13 protein-coding genes are annotated in these 21,574 nt (G+C 44.2%); 8 read left to right on the forward strand and 5 right to left on the reverse strand.

Annotation, left to right across the window (positions count from 1 at the left end; all coding sequences use genetic code 11):
* The first annotated feature begins 130 nt into the window (after positions 1-130).
* From JK628_RS21555 to JK628_RS21570, 4 genes are all read left to right on the forward strand, one after another.
* Positions 131-2,788, forward strand: coding sequence for a hybrid sensor histidine kinase/response regulator (locus JK628_RS21555; protein WP_202286938.1), 2,658 nt, complete (start codon positions 131-133; stop codon positions 2,786-2,788).
* Positions 2,789-2,936: 148 nt separating this feature from the next.
* Entirely contained in the window at positions 2,937-3,818 is an 882-nt protein-coding gene (locus JK628_RS21560) for a hypothetical protein (RefSeq protein WP_202286939.1), read from the forward strand.
* A gap of 107 nt (positions 3,819-3,925) precedes the next feature.
* Entirely contained in the window at positions 3,926-5,995 is a 2,070-nt protein-coding gene (locus JK628_RS21565; RefSeq protein WP_202286940.1) for a S9 family peptidase, read from the forward strand.
* Positions 5,996-6,150: 155 nt separating this feature from the next.
* Positions 6,151-6,717 (forward strand): YSC84-related protein, encoded by a 567-nt coding sequence (locus tag JK628_RS21570; RefSeq protein WP_202286941.1) that lies wholly within the window; start codon positions 6,151-6,153, stop codon positions 6,715-6,717.
* Between the two features lie 250 nt (positions 6,718-6,967).
* Here the strand turns inward: JK628_RS21570 and JK628_RS21575 are convergent, their stop codons facing one another.
* On the reverse strand, positions 6,968-7,552 hold the full coding sequence (locus tag JK628_RS21575; protein ID WP_202286942.1) for a hypothetical protein: 585 nt from the start codon (positions 7,550-7,552) through the stop codon (positions 6,968-6,970).
* A gap of 259 nt (positions 7,553-7,811) precedes the next feature.
* Here JK628_RS21575 and JK628_RS21580 point away from each other — a divergent pair, with 259 nt between their 5' ends.
* Together JK628_RS21580 and JK628_RS21585 are read left to right on the forward strand one after the other, a co-directional pair.
* A complete protein-coding gene (locus JK628_RS21580; RefSeq protein WP_202286943.1) occupies positions 7,812-8,219 on the forward strand; it encodes a glutaredoxin family protein in 408 nt (135 codons plus the stop codon).
* A 140-nt stretch (positions 8,220-8,359) separates the two neighbouring features.
* Complete coding sequence (locus JK628_RS21585; protein ID WP_202286944.1) at positions 8,360-8,641, forward strand: hypothetical protein; 282 nt, start codon at positions 8,360-8,362, stop codon at positions 8,639-8,641.
* Positions 8,642-8,735: 94 nt separating this feature from the next.
* Here JK628_RS21585 and JK628_RS21590 read toward each other — a convergent pair whose 3' ends face one another.
* Positions 8,736-11,069 (reverse strand): YgiQ family radical SAM protein, encoded by a 2,334-nt coding sequence (locus JK628_RS21590; protein ID WP_202286945.1) that lies wholly within the window; start codon positions 11,067-11,069, stop codon positions 8,736-8,738.
* A gap of 238 nt (positions 11,070-11,307) precedes the next feature.
* Positions 11,308-11,706: an MAPEG family protein gene (locus JK628_RS21595; protein WP_202286946.1), complete on the reverse strand. Its 399-nt coding sequence runs from the start codon at positions 11,704-11,706 to the stop codon at positions 11,308-11,310.
* Between the two features lie 221 nt (positions 11,707-11,927).
* On the opposite strand from JK628_RS21595, the gene JK628_RS21600 reads away from it, so the two are divergent.
* A complete protein-coding gene (locus JK628_RS21600; RefSeq protein ID WP_202286947.1) occupies positions 11,928-13,148 on the forward strand; it encodes a threonine/serine ThrE exporter family protein in 1,221 nt (406 codons plus the stop codon).
* 181 nt (positions 13,149-13,329) lie between these two features.
* Entirely contained in the window at positions 13,330-14,979 is a 1,650-nt protein-coding gene (locus tag JK628_RS21605) for a hypothetical protein (protein ID WP_202286948.1), read from the forward strand.
* Positions 14,980-14,990: 11 nt separating this feature from the next.
* Here the strand turns inward: JK628_RS21605 and JK628_RS21610 are convergent, their stop codons facing one another.
* Positions 14,991-17,090, reverse strand: a complete 2,100-nt coding sequence (locus tag JK628_RS21610) for a DPP IV N-terminal domain-containing protein (protein ID WP_202286949.1) — start codon at positions 17,088-17,090, stop codon at positions 14,991-14,993.
* Positions 17,091-17,430: 340 nt separating this feature from the next.
* Entirely contained in the window at positions 17,431-21,096 is a 3,666-nt protein-coding gene (locus JK628_RS21615) for a S8 family serine peptidase (RefSeq protein WP_202286950.1), read from the reverse strand.
* Between the last annotated feature and the right edge of the window lie 478 nt (positions 21,097-21,574).

The following is a 21,574-nucleotide window of genomic DNA, read 5'->3' on the forward strand; positions in this document are numbered from 1 at the left end:
CTACTAAAGTTTAATCCATTAAACATATAAAACCTTCAATCCTAGATAGTTTTTTGTACTATGCTGAATATAGTCAAGAGTTGTGAGATTCACAACTTTATGATTGAACCGTTCAATTCAAGGAGCAGGAATGAACTTATTGAATCGTATTTCAATAAAAACAAGGATGTTGGCATTAGTGTTACTACCGTTATTGTTCGCTGCATTTTTATCGGCACTGGAGATAAAAAAGCAAACCAATAATGTGCGAGCACTCAATACTCTCAACCACAAAATTACCTTTTTAGAGTCTTTTTCAGCACTGAATATCAAAATAAATCAAGCTCGAGAACAACTCTACGCTCAGGGCCGCCCTTTCTTATTGGCAGACTTCACCCCTATTATCGCTGAATTTCCACAGTTACTTCCCAAAGCGTTCACCACCCAAAACAGCGATGATATCCAAGCCTGGTTTGATAGCACTAAAGATGCTTTAACTGAATCGCCAGAACTAACAAGAGAGGGTGTTGTTGATTGGTCTGCTTGGATGAGTGAACTGCAAGCGCAAGCGCTAGTTGTTTTAGAAAAAGATAAGCTAGATGTGCCTGCGCAGATTAACCAAAATCTAACCATACTATTTCAGTTGCAATGGTTGTCACTTTGGTCAGCAGAAGAGAAGTGGCTTATTAATCAACTACTCACAAATAGGAGCAACACAGATCTACTCACTCAATTAAACATGAGCGCTGAAAGACAGCAGCTCTACGTTGAACGCTTTATCAATATCAATGCCAAACCAGAACAAGTCGATCTGCTGCTGGCGACATTTTCAGACAAGGCATTTGAGCAAAGTTATCAACTGCGCAGCGATATTTTACGGGGCAATATTTTAGTCGATAGCCCCGAATCCAATTTAAAAGCCTTTAGTCAACGCCTAAGCCTTATTCAGTTTGTTGTAACCACATTTTCAGAACAATTGACCGGTAAAATTCACAGTGAAATAGCACAATCAAAAAATTTGATCATCATTTTCTGTAGCGCCTTATTTGCATCACTACTCATCATTGGAACGATTGGTGCCAACCTTTACCGCCGAATACTCAATTACCTAAACCACGTGATTAAAACCATGTCAAAAATTGAGGAAACACATGACTACTCAAATAAAATAAATGAAAATGGCAACGACGAATTTAGCTTGTTTTCCAAAAAGCTCAACAACCTGATCCATGAGCGCTACTTAAATGATGAGAAAATTTTACGCGCTAAATCTGATGCAGAAAATGCCAATAAAGCCAAAAGCTCATTTCTCGCTAATATGTCCCATGAAATCAGAACCCCATTGAATGGTATTATCGGTATGTCTGAGATTCTTGCAGGCACCAAACTGACCCCAGTACAAAATGAGTATTTGGAAACCATAGAAACATCGTCGCACACTTTACTGTTACTGATTAACGATATATTGGACCTGTCAAAAATTGAGTCTGGTAATCTTACAATTGCCAACACCGACACAAATATTTCAGAGGTCGTCTACGACACGTTAACAATGGTGCTAGCTAAGGTGGTTGAGAAAAATCTCGACCTGCAAATTGATATCCCAAAAAATACGCCTTACCTCGTTTCGATTGATGAACATCGTATGCGTCAAGTACTGATGAATCTACTGTCAAATGCGGTCAAATTTACCGCTGAAGGTTTTATCAAGGTCGCTGTATGTAGTCAGTTTGATGAAAAACCGTATGCCAACATGCAGATTAAAATTTATGATAGCGGCATTGGTATCGAAGAGGACAAGCAACAACAGATCTTTTCTCCGTTTATTCAAGAAGATGGCTCTATTACCCGCGAATTTGGTGGCACAGGTCTAGGGCTTGCTATCTGTAAACAACTAATCGAGCTAATGGGTGGTGACATAAAGATCAGCTCAGAAAAAGGTAAAGGCAGTTGTTTCTCTGTTGAATTTAAAACGCGTATTATTGCCCACGAAGCACCAGAACAGGATGAGTTTAAACACCTTACCTCAGCACTAATATCCAATAATAATGACATTATAGAAACCCTTGATGGCGCTTGCATCAGGCAGGGATTCAAGCTCAATTATCGTTATCCATCCAGCTTTGACCTTCTACAAGATAAACAATCGTTCGATGTCCTTTTTGTTGATAATTCCTCAATCACTAGAGAGGCTTTAGCGACGTTACCTGAGTTATTGTCTCAACAAGATATCTTTACAATTGCCATCAACACACTCTCAGAGCAACGTACCCTTGATAATATAGATTCCACTATCACTCTGCCATTACTAGGCAGACGCTTTAACAACGCCATTCACAACGGTTTAGAAAATAGAGAACTACGCACAAAAGTGGTATCTGAAACGGAGCAGATAGCGAACAGCAACATCGCTGAGGATAAAATAAAAGTTGTAATTCTGATTGTCGAAGACAATCTGGTAAACCAGAAAGTGGCATCTCTACTGGTGAAACAAGCTGGATTTGACTTTATCATTGCCAATAATGGACTCGAGGCATTCGAGTTCATTACCAAAGGCGAAGTCATTAACGCTATTCTGATGGATTGTATGATGCCCATTATGGATGGCTTCACCGCAACCGAAAAAATCAGGGAATGGGAAAAGCTAAACTCTGAACAGCGCTTACCTATCATTGCACTCACCGCCAGTGTATTAGATCAAGATATCGAGAAATGCTTTGAGTCGGGTATGGATGACTATTTGGCGAAACCCTTTAAAAAGGATGTGTTACTCGACAAACTAAAGCTAGTCTCTAAGCTTGCCAGCTAACCCCCTCCCCACGGCGGTGATCACCGCCAGCAACTACAATTTCAATATGAGTCAAAAACTAATACCGCTCCCAAACTGCAAAACTGCGTTGTTTTGGTTAAATCTTGAACTTGCATATTGGAGTTTAATAGTATGAAATGACAGCAATATGAATGAATTTAGTGACCTTGTATCACAAGGATATTGGTGGCTCTCTTTGCTTGGCGGTCTTCACTGCTTAGGCCTAGGCTTATACATCCGCTATATCTATCATGAAAAAAATGGTAACCATAAGATTTTAGGCGGTATATTTAGCCTAATGGCGCTATATTTTTTTACCGGCCTACTCACCAAAGAAAATGCGCCCGCTCCCATCCACTTTATCGTTATTTTAATTATTCCAATCTACTTCTTATTAATGCCGATGCTCTATTTATACTGTCATCGCAGTTTAAATGACACAAAAACTCCCATAGGTTTTTCCGCTCACTTCTATCTCGGTACCATAGTCGCTATTACCGTATTGACCGCTGCAACTTACCACGTATTGAACCAAGGGGTACTGCCCGAAATACCATTGAGCCTCAACTTGGGTTTCAGCCACCTAAATCTACTCGGTGCGGCACTGCCTGCGCTGTTATTTATCCAGACAGCGTTCTATTTTTACATTATTTTAAAGATGCTTAGCCACTATCCTGGCCGCACTTCCCGACTACATCAAGAAAGCCTTAAGGACATAAAGTTTCGCTGGTTGCTGGTACTTACCCTCGCGCTAATGAGTAATTGGATTATCAGAGCGGTACTGGTTATCTTACCTTTTTATTTCGGCGAACAATTAATTGGCATTAACCATGCTGCCACTAAACTTGTACTGTTACTCACCGTATATATCCTTGCCATTTATGGCTTAAAACAGATCACCTATGCCGCATTCTTACGTGGCAGGTTAGCTCAACCTCAGCAAAAGTCACCGATGAAATCCAGCCAACAACTGCTCAGTTCAGAAGAGCTTGCCTACCTGCAAAAGTTAATGCAAGACGAGAAAAAATAACCTTAATAGCTGACATATTTCATGGATTTTATAACACCACTTGCGCTAGTGTATTAGCGCTTATCTCATTATAAAAATTACAGAAATACCTGAAGGGTAGGAACAACATGAAAAACTTCAACAAGCTAACCCTGCTTGCTACTGCAATGGCAACATTGCTCGGTACCAGTATGGGCACCTCGGCAGCAGAAAGAACTCACGACATCATTATCGATGATTTTTTTGATCTTGGCGGCATGAGCTCAGTGACATTAAGTCCTAATGGCAAGAAAGCACTTTGGCTAGAATCCCGCTGGGACAAAGAGCTGGATAAAAGCCAGCGAGATCTATGGCTACTCGACACCAAAAGTGGTGACGCCAAACGCCTTACATTCACTAACGAAAGTGAATCAAGCCCACAATGGAGTCCTGACGGGCAACATATCTATTTTTTAGGTAAGGTAAAACAAGAATCAGCCAAGGCTCCATACAATGGCAAGACACAAGTTTTCCGCATTGCAGTCGCTGGCGGTGACATGCAACCGATGACTAAAGAGGTTGAAGGTGTTAACGGTTTTCAACTCAGCAATGACGGCAAAAGTGTATATTTCTTAGCGACTAAAACAGTGAAAGACAAAGATGATTGGGCCTCAATGCGAGCTGGTCACTCTGCGCCTCAATATGGCCATGGCGAGCGTAAAACAAACCCTTTATACCAACTGGATCTACAACACTTTAAGCAACAATTATTGTTAGATGACGACAAAGTAGTTTGGGAGTTCAAGGTCAATGACGATGGCAGTAAAGTTGCCCGTATAACCACGGACGACAATGAGCTGGTTAGGCTAGAAGGTTGGTCTGATGTTGAAGTCTTCGATACCAAAACAAAAATCAATACGACCCTCGCAGATAAGCAATGGCGCGACCAAGCTCCTTCCCCGTATGGCTGGTTATTAGGCCTAGATTGGCAAGAAAACGGTAACCAACTCGCCTTTAGAATCGATTTTGACGGTCACCCAGGTAAGCTCTTTATCGCCAATGCGCAAACAACCGACGCGCCATCACTCGAAGTGACCCGTGGCGGAGATGTTACCTTAAACTCCGGCGACATAAAGTGGCGACCAGATAGTGATGAGATCTGTTATCGCGGCGCTGAACATGCTCGAGTAAAGCTATTTTGTACCGAAATTGATGATGGCGAACAGGGAGATACTCGTGCTGTTGTTAATGGCGATATGGTCATTGGTAGCTACAGCTTTAGCCAAAATGGTAAACGCGTCGCCTTTAGCCACAACGGTTTAGATCATTTTTCAGATATGTTTATTGCCGATGCCAATAGCAGCCGCGCTAAAGCAAAACGCCTGAGCAACATCAACCCGCAAGTTGATAGCTGGAAGCTCCCTCAAGTGTCTATCGTTAGCTGGAAGGCACCTGACGGTAGTGTTGTGGAAGGTATATTGGATCTACCCGCTGACTATAAAAAGTCTGATGGTCCGTTACCATTAGTAGTGCAAATTCACGGCGGACCAACATCAGCAACACCATACGCTTTACAACACCGCTCTTATGGACGCTCAACATTTACAGCCAAAGGCTGGGCACTGCTGTCGCCTAACTATCGTGGTTCTACCGGTTATGGTGATAAGTTCTTAACTGATTTAGTTGGTAAAGAGCATGACATCGAAGTTAAAGACATTATCGCTGGTGTCGATCAACTTATTAGCGACGGTATTGTTGATGGAGACAAAATGGCAGTGATGGGCTGGAGTAACGGGGGTTACCTGACTAATGCTTTAATCAGCACCACTGAACGCTTTAAAGCGGCAAGCTCCGGCGCAGGTGTTTTCGACCAGCGTCTACAGTGGATGCTCGAAGACACACCGGGTCACGTAGTTAACTTTATGGAAGGCCTACCTTGGGAAAAGCCAGAGGCTTACACCCATGGCTCATCACTCAGCCATGCTGACAAAATCAAAACGCCCACTCTTATCCATATCGGTGAAAATGACCAACGAGTTCCTGCAGGTCATGCACAAGGTCTATATCGCGCCCTTAAACACTACCTAAACGTACCTGTTGAGCTCATTGTTTATCCTGGCGAAGGTCATGGACTGAGCAAGTATCAGCACCGAAAAGCCAAGATGGAGTGGGACCAGAAATGGTTCGAGCACTATGTTTTAGGCAAGCCAGTCGAATAAGTTAACAAGTAGCTATTAATAGAAGCGCCTCATTAGGCGCTTTTTTAATGAGAAACAAACATCAGTATAAAAGTCATTCACTTTCCGTTCAGGATAGCTATGCTAAGGTTGATACCATCCAGTATAAGTCCAGTTTGCTCGATAAGGATAATTCAATGACAAGCTTCATCAAACGAATCACCGCCAGTTTATGCTTACTCGCCAGCATGATGATCGCGCCACAAGCTTTAGCTGAAGATGGCTACACCCAAGCCAAAAATACTTTCCAGCAAGCGAACCAAACCAAAAAGTTCTTCGATACCGCATACGGTTACGCATTATTTCCGACCGTCGGTAAAGGCGGAATAGGTATAGGTGCAGCTTATGGCAAGGGGCGCGTCTATCAAGGTGGCAATTACCAAGGTGACACCAGCCTGACTCAAGTCTCTTTTGGTTTTCAGCTTGGCGGCCAAGCCTATAGCGAAGTTATATTCTTTAAAGATAAAGCCGCTTATCAAGATTTCACCAGTGGCAGCTTTGAGTTCGGTGCACAGGCTTCTGCAGTAGCGATTAACATTGGTGCCAATGCACAAGCAGGTACTACAGGTAATTCAGCTGGAGCAGGAAAGAAAGCGGCGACAGCGTCTTATATTAACGGCATGGCAGTCTTTACCGTGGCCAAGGGTGGCTTAATGTTTGAAGCCGCATTGGCAGGCCAATCCTTCACTTTTGAAGAGAAATAGCCTTAAGGGAACGCAGCGACGAGGGTGTGACTTCGTCGCTTCTAGATAAGCTAAGAAGGCAAGAACCGGACAACAGTTCTTGGTTCTAGGCTCGAGTATTAGAGGTTCTAGGTTCTTGGTTCTAGGCTCGAGTATTAGAGGTTCTAGGTTCTAGGTTCTAGGTTCTAGGTTCTAGGTTCTAGGTTCTAGGTTCTAGCAATTGAAAGCTAAAATCTAGATGCATCACACCCGTTCACTTAAACAGATTGTCTTACTTATGTCCCCAAGGTACAGGAGGCAAATCAACAGGTTTTGTCAGATCAAAGTCGACTCGAAAATCTCGCTCTTCACGAGTTAAGCGATAGGTAAACTCTTCAGGGTTACTGTACATATGCCAAACATTGGTGATCGAAACATCTAGACCGTTGTCTCTAAAGTTGTTAATTGAATATGCATCCACAGGAAAGGATTGCTCAGTAGCGCTGCCCATACTTGCCGTCATACCGCCGTACATAGTGACCTTATCCTCACTGCCATCTTGATGGCGATGATCGTGCGCTAGATGCAAACCGTATTGTGTTTTAGTGATCACCCAAGTGCGAGAGTGATCGTCACCGACGTGAAATGGCACCTTAAGCACGGTGTCACTGCATTCGCGTACATGCATAACCAGTTTCTTACCGCTGAACGCCGAATCAGCGCTATTACCCGCCGTCACTGTACCTTCAAATGCTTTGCCACAATGCGCTGCGATACTATCGAAAAAGGTTGTTTGTTCGGTGGTGACAGCCGCCGCTGGCAAGGTAAAAGTCGCAGCCGTTAACAGGCCAATCTGTGAGTATTTTGTTGTTTTCATTATTATCTCCAATGATTTGTGACTAACTCTATCATAAAGAGATAAATTTTAACTTAAGCAGAGTAAACACATAATTCACTCCAATAAACAGGGGGGAACAGCTAGTGAAAATGAACTAGTTACCGGCATACTTTTGACTGATATGAAGACGATATACAAAATCCACATTGCTATCAATTATATCAACTGTTAGCTTCCATAATTAATAAAATTCAACGTTCGATAATATCGAAATTATAAAACCTATAGAGAAAGTAGAGTGAAATCAAAAATACTAAATAGGACAAGAAACATTATTGGTTATATCTTTATTATTACTGCTGGATTTAGCATTGGCATTGGGACGAAGTACGGTTTTGATCTATACAATCAGCAACCAAACGTAATTCAAACAAACACTAGTAATCATTACCAAGATATTGATAGCAAGGTGATAATCTACACCACTCAGTGGTGTCCTTTCTGTAAAAAAGCCAAACAATACTTAACAAAACATAACATTGATTATATTGAAAGGGATATTGAATCAGGTAATAAAGAAACCATTGAACTATATGAATCTATAGGCTACCCAGGAGTTCCAAAGATAGTCGTAGGCAGCAAAATAATAAATGGGTTTAATGAATCATTATTATCAAAAGAACTAAAGTCTCAAAATTTACTTTAGAAAATATTTAAATCTCAGCATCAACAAACCAATAATCGGCTCTATTTAGTAAAAAACACCTATTTATGCTTAATGAAACTAAACAATAGCTTATTTAAAACAAACCATAATCATTTAACATTTAATTAAAGGGAAGTATCATGATTAATAAAAAACTAGCAGTATTAGCGGCAAGTATAGGCCTAGGGTTAAGCTCATTCTATGCTATCTCGGCACCGGAATGTGGCAGTAGTGCTAGGTGCGGTTATCAAAATGATCGCGATATAAGTGCCTGCATGCAAACCACAAACCCAGTGGTAATCGATGGCGTGCGTTACGATAGATATAACACTCGCGCCGAATGTGAAGCGGCGTACGCCGAAGATTTACAACGATGCCTAGCCGGTGATACTGATGGCCCAGGTTCGCCATTTGGCTGCTAGTTAGATAAAAATCGATGGGGGTAACTCAAATGATTTACACCCATCGTCATTTTATTCTCGACGAAATCAAGCATTCGTCTCATCTTTAAATTAACTACCTTTGGTGCTTAGGCGTGGTGCCCCAGGCATTTTTCTTTACAGGACGCTGGCTACCCGATTGAGTTTTCGAGTGAGCACCTTTTGACTGGCCAGGTTTAGCATGCCCTGATTGACGATTTCCCGATCCACCAGCATTACCACCAGCTTTCTTAGCTGCGCCGCCCTTGTTGCCATCTGCTTGCTTTCTGTCATCAAACTGATCGGCTGAGAATCGGGTGAACGCCTTCTTACCTTTACCATCATCTTTGCTTGTGAGCTTCTTTTTACTACGCAGCGCTTCTCGCTCTTGACGCGATTCTGCTGGCACCAAGCATGATGGACTGTTACCAATAAGCTTCTCTCTGCCCATCTCTATTAGCGCTTCACGGATCATTGGCCAGCCAGCTTCATCGTGATATCGCAGCAGAGCTTTATGCAATTTTCGCTGTCGCCCCTTCTTAGGAACAGATATTTGCTCACTAGTATGTTTCACATTTTTCAGTGAGTTCAGTTCAGTATGGTAAACAGTTGTTGCATTGGCCATCGGTGATGGATAGAAGTTCTGCACCTGATCGAGTTTAAACTTTTCAGCCTTTAACCATAGCGCGAGGTTAACCATATCTTCATTGGTTGTTCCTGGATGCGCCGAGATAAAGTAGGGGATCAGATACTGCTTCTTACCCGCTTGCTGCGAATATTTGTCGAATAACTCTTTGAATTTGTCATAGCTCCCCATCCCAGGCTTCATCATCATATCGAGAGGACCTTTCTCGGTATGTTCTGGTGCAATCTTCAGGTAGCCACCCACGTGATGGGTCGCTAACTCTTTGACATAGCGAGGATCTTCTGTCGCTAAATCATAACGGACTCCTGAGGCAATCAAGATTTTTTTAATACCTGGAATTTCTCTAGCGGCACGATATAGGTCTATCGTTGGCTGATGATCGGTATCCATATGACCACAAATATCGGGGAAGATACAGGAGAGTCGACGGCAGGTTTGCTCCGCCTTTTCACTCTTACATCCCAAGTGATACATGTTGGCTGTGGGGCCACCAAGGTCTGAAATCACTCCAGTAAAACCTGGGACTTTGCCTTGAATATCTTTAATCTCTTTCACCACCGAGTCTTGAGAGCGACTCTGGATAATGCGGCCCTCATGTTCGGTGATCGAACAAAAAGAGCAACCACCGAAACAACCACGCATGATATTAATTGAGGTCTTAATCATGTCATAGGCTGGGATCTTCTCGCTACCATACGAAGGGTGAGCGACACGCTGATACGCCAGATCAAACACACCATCCATCTCATCGGTATTTAGCGGCAAAGCGGGAGGATTGACCCAGATAGCGCGCTCAGCATGAACTTGAAATAGCGCTCGAGCACAACCCGGGTTTTGCTCCTGATGCAAAATACGCGAAGCATGGGCATAGAGAAACTTATCGCTTGCGACCTTTTCATAGCTAGGCAGCTGAATATAACTCTTCTCCCAAGGCTTAGGCTTGGGCGGTTGAACAGTGATAACCTTAGGGGCGTCGTTATCGAATATTTTCTCATCGGTTGGGCCAGAAAGATTTTTACAGCCGACATCATCGGCGCCATAAGGGTTGGGAATAGCATCAATCTTATGTTGCTGATCGATTTTACGTGAATCGATTCCGCTCCACCCAGATAGTGGCTCCTTACGGATCACCGTGGTACCACGAATATCATGCATATCTGCCATCAATTCACCGGCGCCCAGCCGATGGGAGATCTCGACCAAGGGTCGTTCAGCGTTACCGTAGACCAGAATGTCGGCCTTAGCATCTAAAATGACTGAACGGCGAACCTTATCTGACCAATAATCATAATGGGCCGTACGGCGCAGACTCGCCTCAATACCGCCAATCACTACCGGTACTTGTTTAAAGGCCTCTTTACAGCGCTGAGTATAAACGGTTACCGCACGATCGGGGCGCTTGCCACCAATATTGCCCGGCGTATAGGCATCATCATGGCGCATTCGTCGCTCTGCGGTATAACGGTTGATCATCGAATCCATATTGCCGGCAGTGACCCCAAAGTAGAGGTTAGGTTTGCCTAGCTTCATAAAATCATCTTTATTAGACCAGTCAGGCTGTGAGATTATCCCCACTCTAAAGCCTTGAGCTTCGAGCATGCGACCAATGATGGCCATGCCAAAACTTGGATGATCCACATAAGCATCACCTGTAACTATGATGATGTCACAGCTATCCCAACCTAACTTATTCATCTCTTTACGAGACATAGGTAAAAATGGCGCTGGGCGAGTAAGCTCAGAGCGATACTTGGAATGAGTAAATAATGTGGATTCTACTTGCATTGATTAGACTGCCTAACTTAGAAACAAAAAATACGGGTTACACGCCCCGGTGTCAGCTCATATCGGGGACGCGGAGTATAACAGGCTCCGCTCCGCAGGTGTGACTAAAAAAGCATCAGATTGATGCTTTTTTTAGTATAGTCGATATACCCTCTTCTTCGCTGTGGGTATTGCTGTGCTTGGGATTGTTACGACACAGAGGCTGATTGAAAAAACCAACACATCACAATAACCAAGATTAAAGGTTAGTCACATATGCAATTAGATTAACCACCACTAAACCCACAATAACCGCCCATGTCATCAATACCCCCCAGAAACGGCCGAAATGATAACCGCCTTTGCCTTGGGTTAACCCTATGGCATGCATCAAGCGTGATACAAGCCAAAGCGTACCAAAGCAATGCAGTACCGCAGCGCTGGTGCCATTGCTCTCTGCAACCACAAATAGCAACATCGCAATCGGTGCGTTCTCGAGCAAATTTTCATGTACTCGACGCGCTAAGCTTAGTGTTTCGTTGCCAGAAGAACCAATGCCAATTTTATGCACTCTTCTGAGTTTTATCACTCTATAAGCTAAAGTAATAATGAGCAGTGCTGTTAGGCTAATATACAGACCTGATATCGCGAGTAGCATGGAACTTCCTATTTGTGATTACTATCAACTGCACAGCATTACAATTTACGAACATGAAGTAAATAAATCACAACTTTTTTTGAACAAATCAGGTAAGATGCGCTCGTCAATAATATGCCAATAAGCAGTGTCGAATAGCAGTGACAAGCAAGCTAAATTAACAGCTGCTTATTGATAATAATTAAGCCTTACAACTAAGATATAAATAGCGAACAACTATTGTGAACAATCAAGAGTTTCTAGAAAAGCGACGTTTTATCATTCGACTCGGTAAAGCACTGCATAAATTTGGTACCCCAGCCTATCGGCTTGAAGCACACCTGCAAGCGGTATCAAAGCTGCTCGGCATCGAGGGTTATTTCTTGGTGTCGCCAACGGCAATGACTTTCGTACTGCAACACGATGAAGATCAAGAGTATAACCACGTGGCGCGGGTCAACCCTGGTGAACTAGATTTAGGCTCCTTAGCACGAACCGACGAACTCGTTGAAGAGCTGATGTCTGGCAAACGGACATTAACCGAAGCTCTTGAACGTTTAGAGGAGATTTCCAATAAGCCTAACCCTTATGGCACAGGCCTAACGCTATTGGCTTTTGGCAGTTCAGCAGGTGCCTTTGCCATGTTAATGGGCACCAGTTGGAATGATGTATTCTGGTCAGCGATTTTAGGCTTGATGGTTTATGGGTTGGTCTATCGCGCCGAACGCTCTAAGCGTATGGCCGAGATGCTCGAACCCCTAGCCGCGATTTTGTGCGCAATTGCCGCGAGCGGTATTGCAAAATTTGATCCCAGTATGAATATTCCGGTGGTCATACTCTCTGGTATCATCATCTTTATTCCAGGTTTAGCATTAACACTCGGCTTAGCAGAGTTAGCCGCAAGAGATCTAATCTCTGGCACAGCAAGGGTGATGGATGCGTTCATGCTGCTGTTTAAGCTCTATTTCGGGGTTATTCTAGGCATGACAATAGGTGAAACACTATTTGGTGAAACCACTTATGTACCGCCTGAATCACTGCCTGAATGGGCTATTTGGGCTGCTGTTCCGATTCTATCTATGGCGCTAGTGATTATCTTCAAAGCGCGTATGAAAGACTCTCCTTGGGGAGTTCTTGCTGGTATTGTGGCATTTTTCTCCGCTATGATCGGCGGCATTTACTTTGGAGACTCTATTGGTATTTTCTTTGGCGCTTTAGCAGTAGGCGTATATTCAAATCTGTTTGCTCGCTGGATGAAAGCACCAGCAACTATTGCGCTGTTACAAGGCATCGTAATCTTAGTGCCCGGTAGCAAAACTTATATTGGTCTCAATACCTTAATTTTAGGTGAAACCATTTTTAATCAGTCACACCTTGGCACGCAGGTATTTCTTATCTTTATGTCCATTGTCGCTGGGTTGATCTTTGCCAATGTGGCCGTGCCTCCACGCCGAACCTTGTAACCGTTTACGAGTTACAATTTAACACATGCGGGCGCCTCAGCGCGCTCGCATCCTCTGCGTTATATTCAATTCTCCTCAAGTAAAATCATCATCTTATCCTTGACTAACCCGCGCGTTCCGTGTGTTATAGCTATGTAAAGCAATTGTAAGAGCTGTTACTTATTAGGACTCCATCCTGCCTATGACTCGATTTAGCTGTTCGACGTTAGCCTTGTTAACTTACGCACTAACCAGTGCCGTTAGTGCTGAAGAGGTAACGACGGAAAAAACAGCAGCTAAAGCCGAAGATTACCAGCAAAAAAAACAGATAAAAAACATAATTGTCAAAAGTAATGACATCTTTGATCTGTCTGATCCCGAGACCTTTTTCATTCATCGCTGGGCTAATTACCTGCATATCAATACTCGTGATTCAGTCATTCGTGACAAGCTCAGCTTTAAAGAAAATGAAACTGTAAGCCAGAAAGATCTCGATGAAGTACAGCGCATACTGCGGGCAGAGCCCTATATTCGTGACGCTAATATTGAGTTTGCTACGCCTGCACCAGATGCTGATCTAGCCAGTGACAATAGCGAGAACATTTTAGTAGAGACCTGGGATAATTGGTCATTACTCCCCACTGTCAGTGTCGGCCGCAGCGGTGGTGAAAGTAAGTTCTCTATCGGCATCAAAGAAGATAACTTGCTCGGGTTAGGGATCCGGACTCGTTTCAAGTACCAATCGAATGCCGACCGTACCGGCTACAAATTTGCCATTGAAGCCCCCATCAACTTTATTGAACATGCCACCATAGCGGCTGATTTTTACGACAACAGTGACGGCCAAGCAACCCATCTATATTTTGAGAAACCCTTCTATACGCTTGATGCTAGTAATATGTATTCGGCCGAGTATTTAGATGATCTGCGTGTCGATACCTTAAAGCAAAATGGCCAAGAGTTTAATGAGTTTGAACATGGGGTCACCTACAACAGCGCCCGATACGGCTGGTTATTGAATCGCAGCAGTGATGAGCTTTCTCGCATAATAACGGGACTGACTCAAGACAAGCACGAATTCAGTAATATAGCAGAGTACCCCATATCAGAGCTGCCGCAGGATCGTGATTTCCTCTACCCTTGGGTCGCCTATCAATACCTGCAAGATGACTTTAAGGTTCTTAATAACGTCCACCTCATTAACTACAACGAGGACTTTAATCTAGGTTGGCAGCACTACGTTAAATTGGGGCTTGAGACTCGAGATACCGATGACGACTCACCCGTTGGCTATCACATCAACTGGCAATCTAGCCGTGGTTTTCAGGCCGAAGATCATTTGCTACTGCTGGAGATGGATGGCGAGGGCGTATTTGCCACCACTCAAAAAGATTACTATCAGGTCAATGTTGCCGCAGAATACTTCTACCACATTACGCCTAAATGGACTGCCTACTCCAAGCTAAGATTCAGCAGTTCTCAAAACAATTATATTGATAAGCCTTTTGCCCTGGGCGATGACACTGGGATCCGTGGCTACCCAAATAACTATCAATATGGTGACAATCAATGGGCATTTACCGCAGAAGTACGTAATTACCCCAATATTAACCTTTATCAATTAGCAGAGCTCGGTTGGGCTGTCTTTAGCGATGTGGGTCAAGCAACTGGCGGAAACGATGCCAACAACGAAGTTTCCGGCGTTATTGGCAGTGTCGGGATTGGCGCGAGGATCTACTCCTCTAAATCAAGTTATGGCAACGTCGCCCATATTGATTTTAGTGTCCCCTTTACCACGGGGGCCGAAGTGAATAGCTGGGAATGGCGTTTCTTAGTGAAGAATCGATTCTAGCTGCTGAGATGCTAGGGGCGAGCAGCTAACGAAACACTGTAAATATCGGCATCATTAATACCCAACATACTAACCACAATGGTATCGTCATCTGCTTTCGCCAATGCACGCTGACCACGAATACTCACCGCAGGTAAAGTAAATAGCAACTGCTGTTGATTATCTGCTGTCATCTCAATAATTTGATCGCTGATATCAGAACGCTTTAAAAAATACAGCGCCTCATTTTGATAAAAGAAGCTGCCCCAATCACCAGTCGACAGTTCGGCTGTGATCAACTGCTCTTCGCCACCATCATTTGGATGGTAGAAGATGCCAGCTTGGTTATCACGGCTGTAATATACGCCACCCGCGTTATCCTCTACGCCATATTTCGCAGCATGAGCCACGACAAACTCGGACTGCTGACTATCGAGATGATAGACATAGAGACTCCAATGACCATCGACATTTGAGGAGTAGTAGATCTTACGGCCATCATTGGAAAATGACGGATTTCTAACATCACCTTTAATACCATTGATTTTACTTGGCGCTTCGCTACCCACCAAACCTAAGTAGAGGTCGTAGTTCTTGGCCCCTTTGGGTTTCATCGGCAATACATAGTGTTTATCAACTGGCGAGGCTGCAGGTACGCCAACTATCCCCTGCGAATGAGTTAGCTGTTTACTGCCTGTATCTTGATTAACCCATAGCTCCCAAGCACCGCTACGATTAGACAAAAACAACACCTCTTGCGAGCTCGCCACGAACTGTCCAAACATGTCACGCGAAGACGACGCTAACTGACGTTTTATCTGTCCGTCCGTTAATGAACGCACGGTAATATGCTCTTGGGATAGATGACGAGAGTAATACAGACTATTGCTTTTTTCGTTAATGGCTATGCTGCTAATGGTATTATCCTGATGAAAATCAGTAATCGATTGAGTGGCAAAACTATATCGCTCAATCACAAACGCCCCATCACGCAGAGCATTAAAATACAGCATATTACTTGCTTGTTCCCACTCAAGAGCGATCACCATACTCTCGCCTTCAATGATGCTAACTACGTCATCGTTTAGCTGCGATAGTATAATAATTTTGGCATCCATCGCAGCCGAGCGTACCAGCGCTAACTCTTCACTATTCGCAGACCAGCTCATTAACAGATCTTCTTCTCCAGAGGCGGGATAAGAAAACTGGCTGATATCTGATGAGGCAAAATGGTAGGTAAATACTGCAACACTATCGTCAATCGATTTGGCATAGGCAAGTAACTCACCATCTGGAGACCAATCAAGACTGTGCAGATAGCCACGACTAGTGCAGCCCGTGTCGATAAGCCGGTCTTGATTAGTAATGAGCTCTCGAACATGCAACTCGCAGCGACCATTCGCGCTGAAGCGCAGATAAGCCAATGCTTGACCGTCTGGCGACCAAGTCGGCGACGTTTCCTTATCTTCACTCATAGACACTTGTCTCAACGGTGCCTTAGCATCGCTCAAATCTTTAATATAAATCTGGGCTTTTTTCTGCTCTCGTCGCCATTGAAAAGCCATAAAACGACCGTCGGGAGAGATGGCTGCTTGCTCCTCCACCCCTTCAAAGTTGGTAATTCGCTTCACGGCTAGCGGCTCTTCAACCGTTATAGGGGCATAAAGCGAGTGCAAGAGAAACCCAAGCAAGGAGAGTAGTGCAACGCTAAATAACGCGACGATAGGCTTGAGCAACGATGACGAATGCTGTGGAATTACATGCGGTTTCAGAACGATAGCTTGATTAGTTTTTTCATCGAGCACGACCGGGGTAAATAACAGCTGGTAGCCAATTTTAGTGATGGTCTTAAAGTAGAATTCAGGCTCTTCATCAAGCTCGCTAATGGTTTTTCTTAGCTGCCAAATTGCATTACCGGTGCCGCGTTTTCCTACCTCAATATTTCCTAGCCACACCTGCTCAATCGCAACCTCTTTAGTGACTGTTTCTTCCGCATGAAGAATTAACAACTTTAGAAATTCAAATACTTTTGCAGGCAAAGTAACGATACGCTCGCCTTTACTTATCGTCATGTCGTGACAATTTACGATACATTGACCAATCTGATATTTTTGATGTGGTAACGAGATCATATTTATTGTCGATACTCCCATAAGGACTTATAAAACAAGAGTTTTAAAGCTAATAATCAGCTTAAGGTTAACTTTTACGTAACATGCATCTTATCTGTGCCTGCTCAGCAATCCAACTCCTAACCTACATTTCCCAACTAAAAAGCGACCTTATTCACAATTATTGAAAATTCAAGGCGGTGTAGATTTACATTTTGACAATAATAATCAGCGACTTGAAAATAATTCATCTTCAACCTCGTTAGCTGTATCAATTTGTACAATCAGCAATGCAAAAAAGAGAGCACCTAATGTGCTCTCTTTTTAAGTGGAAGCTAAGCTCCTTTTCATAAACTAGCGTTTAACGGCGTACTCTACGGCGTAAACCAAGCAGTGCAAATAAGCTAAGCAGGCTAACACCTAAGCTACCACCGCTATCGCTGTCATTGGTTGGCTCTTCAGCAACTGGCGCATTCAGCGTCATTACAAAAGTCGTTGCTGTTTTATTTACGCTATCATCAGCTGTCACCATCACAGTGTATTCACCTGCGGCGCCCGCTGCAGCACTACCAGTGATCACACCACTAACACTGTCGATGCTCATACCATCTGGTAAGCCTGTCGCGCTAAAGGTCAATGCATCACCTTCCGCTTCGCTAAAGTACATAGCTGCATCAATCTCTACAGCGTCCGTCTCCGCCAAAGATACTGCAGGTATTACATCCACAAGCTCAGGAGCGATATCATTAACGTTGTTAATCGTCACTGTGACGTTAGACACTGCTGTAAACGCATTACCCGCGCGGCCTATAACTTCCAAGTTATAGCTCATGTTGCCAGCATCATAGTCTAGAGCGGCTGGATTATTGACGATGATCTCACCCTTTGCACTCATTGAGAATGGATCGCCTGGTATCGCATTGGCTAGGCTTAGCGTATACGGTGACCACGAAGAATCAAAGTTTGCTGCAGCGAAGAAGGTTTCAGAATCAAGCTTCACTTGGCCAATGACGGTGCCCATTTCTGCATCTTCATCGACACTGTGGCTTTGACCATCTAATGGGTGAGCCATCAAGCCATAACTGCCCTGTCCCATCGCCGAGGTCATGCCCCAGTTATCCTCAAGGCTGATCAACATCATGCCGTGGTTATCACAACCGCCACCACCGATGTTGAAGCTAAAGTTACAGACACTTGCCATACCTAGCTCAGCGGTCTCACCGGCAGCCAAGGTCACCATAGGGCTGTACTCTTTGACCTCCCCCTCTTCAACGAGACGTGAAATCAATGGTAGACCACCAGAGTTACTTTCCACTTCCTTCTCTTCACCTGTCATCCAGTCAAAGTAAGTGCTGGTCTGTATCTTGCCGAATTTAACAGGGTTAAACTGAATAATAGGCTCACCCAGATTGGCAATTGCGTCACGGTCAGTAGCAAAGATCCAGCCGTGGTTTTGATCAAAGTCAGCTACACTAGCCATGTTGTCACCATGGTAGAGATCTTCTAGACAATACTGAGAAACAAAATTCTGCCCGTGACCTGTCATGTAAGTTGGTAACTTAGACTTGGTGTAACGCTTGCGTGGTTGGGTCCAATCATACTCTTGGTTGTGGTCGATAAACCATGATGCTGGCGCACCGTTTTCATCTGGCTCAATAAAGCCTCCCATCACCACTTGAGTAGCTTCATCCCATGCGTTCGGGTCACCGTTCACCCCTTTATCCAGCTCCATATCGAGCACAAACTGCTCTTGATAAACGTTCCACCAAATTAGCGCAGCCCCCCCCTTATCAAAGTGATTCGCCATACCTGCATCATTCGGCTTAAAGAAACGCCCCGCAACCACTAGTTTCTTACCTGAAACAGTGCACATTGCTTCATCATAAACACCACCACCGACTACATTCGGCATATTGCCTTGGGTGTTCTCTTTTCCTTCAGGAAGCTGTTTCTGATGATGCATTGCAGGAAACACCGCAAATGTAGTCTCTGTGGCACTGGCATTGGTAAATTGCTGTACATAAGCACCGGCTTCTGGGCTAAATTTGTTGCTTAGCTCAGAACCGTATTGCTCTTCAAATGTACTAAAATCTCGAGTAATTTCGCTGCTTACCCTTGGTTTAACTAACCAGCTCATGTTCACTGTCGGCTTCTCTTCTGCAGTCAATTGCAGCTGACCTGTTAGCTCTACCTTTGACCAATTTATCGAGCTGAAGTCGCTCGCCATCTTAATTGGCCAGTTCTCAAGTTTCGTAAAATCAATCTCTAGTACCACCGGGAACTCAACAGTCTGCCCCGCAGGAACACTTACGCTTGCTGGCACATCCCATGTTAGCGCTGCATCACCGGACTTACCCATAGAGCTCATCGCCACTTCATAGGTTACTGTGGCATCAGATAAGTTCTTAAGCTGCACCTCCTTAACAAAACGCTGTACACCGACACCCTCTTCGAAACCAAAACTCAAGTTAGGCTGGTAGCTATTTTTCTCCCAAGCAACCACTGACGAGTTGATCGCAGCATCTATATTTTCAACACCGTTACCAATCAATACAAGATCGGCCTGCTCATTAGCGAGATTCATGACATTGTTATCTGCGGTATTCATCAACAGTGCTTTAATCTCAACCATCGACAATGCTGGACGCTTTGATTTAAGCACCGCCGCGGCCGCGGCAACACGTGCAGCCGCCATCACAGTGTGTGACTCGGTATCTGTTTGATCGCCACCACCAACAACTGCAACATCGATATTTTCAGCGTAACTGACCATGTCAGGTTTAGAGTATCCATTGGCACCGCGAACAGGTCCATGTGGGGTACTCTCAGTGACCATCATCTTGTCTGCTGTATCGGTAGTCATACCACCCACCGTCAACGCACTCGGTGCAGCTCCACGCCATGTCATATTGAAGCGATTATCAAACCACTCGCCACCCGTTCCGGCATTAACCACAACCAAGGCGCCGAGCCCTGAAGCCATCTCAATCGCATGAGCCTCTGCAACTGAACCTGAAATACCATCATCTGAAGGGGCATAGAAGGCGCTGCCACCAAGTGCATCGACGACGATGATGTCGGCTCGGTCATCGAAGCTGCCGTCTTGGTTTGGATCGAGTGCATACTCCAATGCCAACATGAATTTGCTGCTTGACTCTGCACTTATTCTGTATCCACTGCCGTAAGGGTCAGATACATTTGATGTTTTATAGGCGGCAATTTTTGCCCCTGGTGCGAGTGAATGAACCACGCTGGCGAGTCTAGTACCATGACCCGTATTGTGAGTTGCACCATCGTAATCACGGGTATAATAGATATTCTGATCGATTGGGTTTGGATCTAACCCCCAACCGGCATCACTGCTCAGATCCATACCTTCAACCACAACATCGGTCGGGAAGCCATCAAATGCATTGACTGCATTTTCCATCGCAGCGCCGTAGCTTGCCGCTTCGCCGTCACCACCTAGTCCGACGTGAGTGTAATCGACACCCGAACCAATAATGGCGACTTTAACGCCTTCACCCGCCGTTGCGTCATCAACCAATGCAGGTGCTTTAGCTGCTGTCGCTAAGGTCCCTGTCATTGTTCTATCTACTGACTGGGTCATCGCATTAACTGGCATCACAGCTGTTGTGATCTCAGCAACCACGGCTTTAACGCCAGCGATGCTCTTTATCTGCTCAGCATATGATGCATCAGCCTGCACCCGCACAAAATTACCAAATATTTTTGCGCCAGGCAGTGACTTGATATTGCCATCAAGTGCCATAATTTCACTAAGAACTGTTTTTTGCTTGGCACTTACCTGCTTCAGGTTGGCGGCAAATTTCTTTTTGTTATTAACCGTGGCCTTAGTGAGTGAGCCGACATCTGAAAGATAAACATTAAAAGTGACGATTTGCTCTTTCTTTGCTGTCGCACTGTATACCGATAAAGTGTCAGTACTTTGTGCAACCGCTATCGTTGCCGGCACCATAGCTGCTAAGGCTATACAGGTTGCCAATTTGGATTTTTTAAATGACATATTTTTTCCCTAAGAAGTTGCGACATTATTATTATTGTCTAAGTCGAATCGTTTAAGGCTAACCAGCCGCGCAGTCACAATTGATTAACAGCTCATTAACTCTCCACCCCTATGGTTTTCTGTCAATTGCAGCCAAACAACAAGCATTCAGCCTTTTATTTTATTTCTTTTCTCTTTCTATTAGTCTTCACTTCTTTTAGATACAACAACTTACACCGACACCATTTAGCGTTAAAAAATCTAACCCTAAATCAAATACAGCAATATTCAATGTCAAACCTGTTGTTTCGCGCCATCAAACCAACTCCCATACCAATGCCAGTATCGCCGCCCACCTCCAAAGCCTTTGCTGCATTGGCTTACAGCGGGTTACAAGCTAAATGTCAGCAATAAATAAGCCAGCTACAAATAGGCGTTCAGTAGATGAGAAACCACTAAAAAGCAGATACATTTCGATACAACAAGCATTTGTAAGCCA

It is taken from the genome of Shewanella sp. KX20019, assembly GCF_016757755.1.
GTDB lineage: Bacteria > Pseudomonadota > Gammaproteobacteria > Enterobacterales > Shewanellaceae > Shewanella.

Bases quoted from the DNA above. Each gene is read 5' to 3' on its own strand.
- JK628_RS21555 (WP_202286938.1), top strand. From the start codon at position 131: ATGAACTTATTGAATCGTATTTCAATAAAAACAAGGATGTTGGCATTA.
- JK628_RS21560 (WP_202286939.1), top strand. From the start codon at position 2,937: ATGAATGAATTTAGTGACCTTGTATCACAAGGATATTGGTGGCTCTCT.
- JK628_RS21565 (WP_202286940.1), top strand. From the start codon at position 3,926: ATGAAAAACTTCAACAAGCTAACCCTGCTTGCTACTGCAATGGCAACA.
- JK628_RS21570 (WP_202286941.1), top strand. From the start codon at position 6,151: ATGACAAGCTTCATCAAACGAATCACCGCCAGTTTATGCTTACTCGCC.
- JK628_RS21575 (WP_202286942.1), bottom strand. From the start codon at position 7,552: ATGAAAACAACAAAATACTCACAGATTGGCCTGTTAACGGCTGCGACT.
- JK628_RS21585 (WP_202286944.1), top strand. From the start codon at position 8,360: ATGATTAATAAAAAACTAGCAGTATTAGCGGCAAGTATAGGCCTAGGG.
- JK628_RS21590 (WP_202286945.1), bottom strand. From the start codon at position 11,069: ATGCAAGTAGAATCCACATTATTTACTCATTCCAAGTATCGCTCTGAG.
- JK628_RS21595 (WP_202286946.1), bottom strand. From the start codon at position 11,706: ATGCTACTCGCGATATCAGGTCTGTATATTAGCCTAACAGCACTGCTC.
- JK628_RS21605 (WP_202286948.1), top strand. From the start codon at position 13,330: ATGACTCGATTTAGCTGTTCGACGTTAGCCTTGTTAACTTACGCACTA.
- JK628_RS21610 (WP_202286949.1), bottom strand. From the start codon at position 17,090: ATGATCTCGTTACCACATCAAAAATATCAGATTGGTCAATGTATCGTA.
- JK628_RS21615 (WP_202286950.1), bottom strand. From the start codon at position 21,096: ATGTCATTTAAAAAATCCAAATTGGCAACCTGTATAGCCTTAGCAGCT.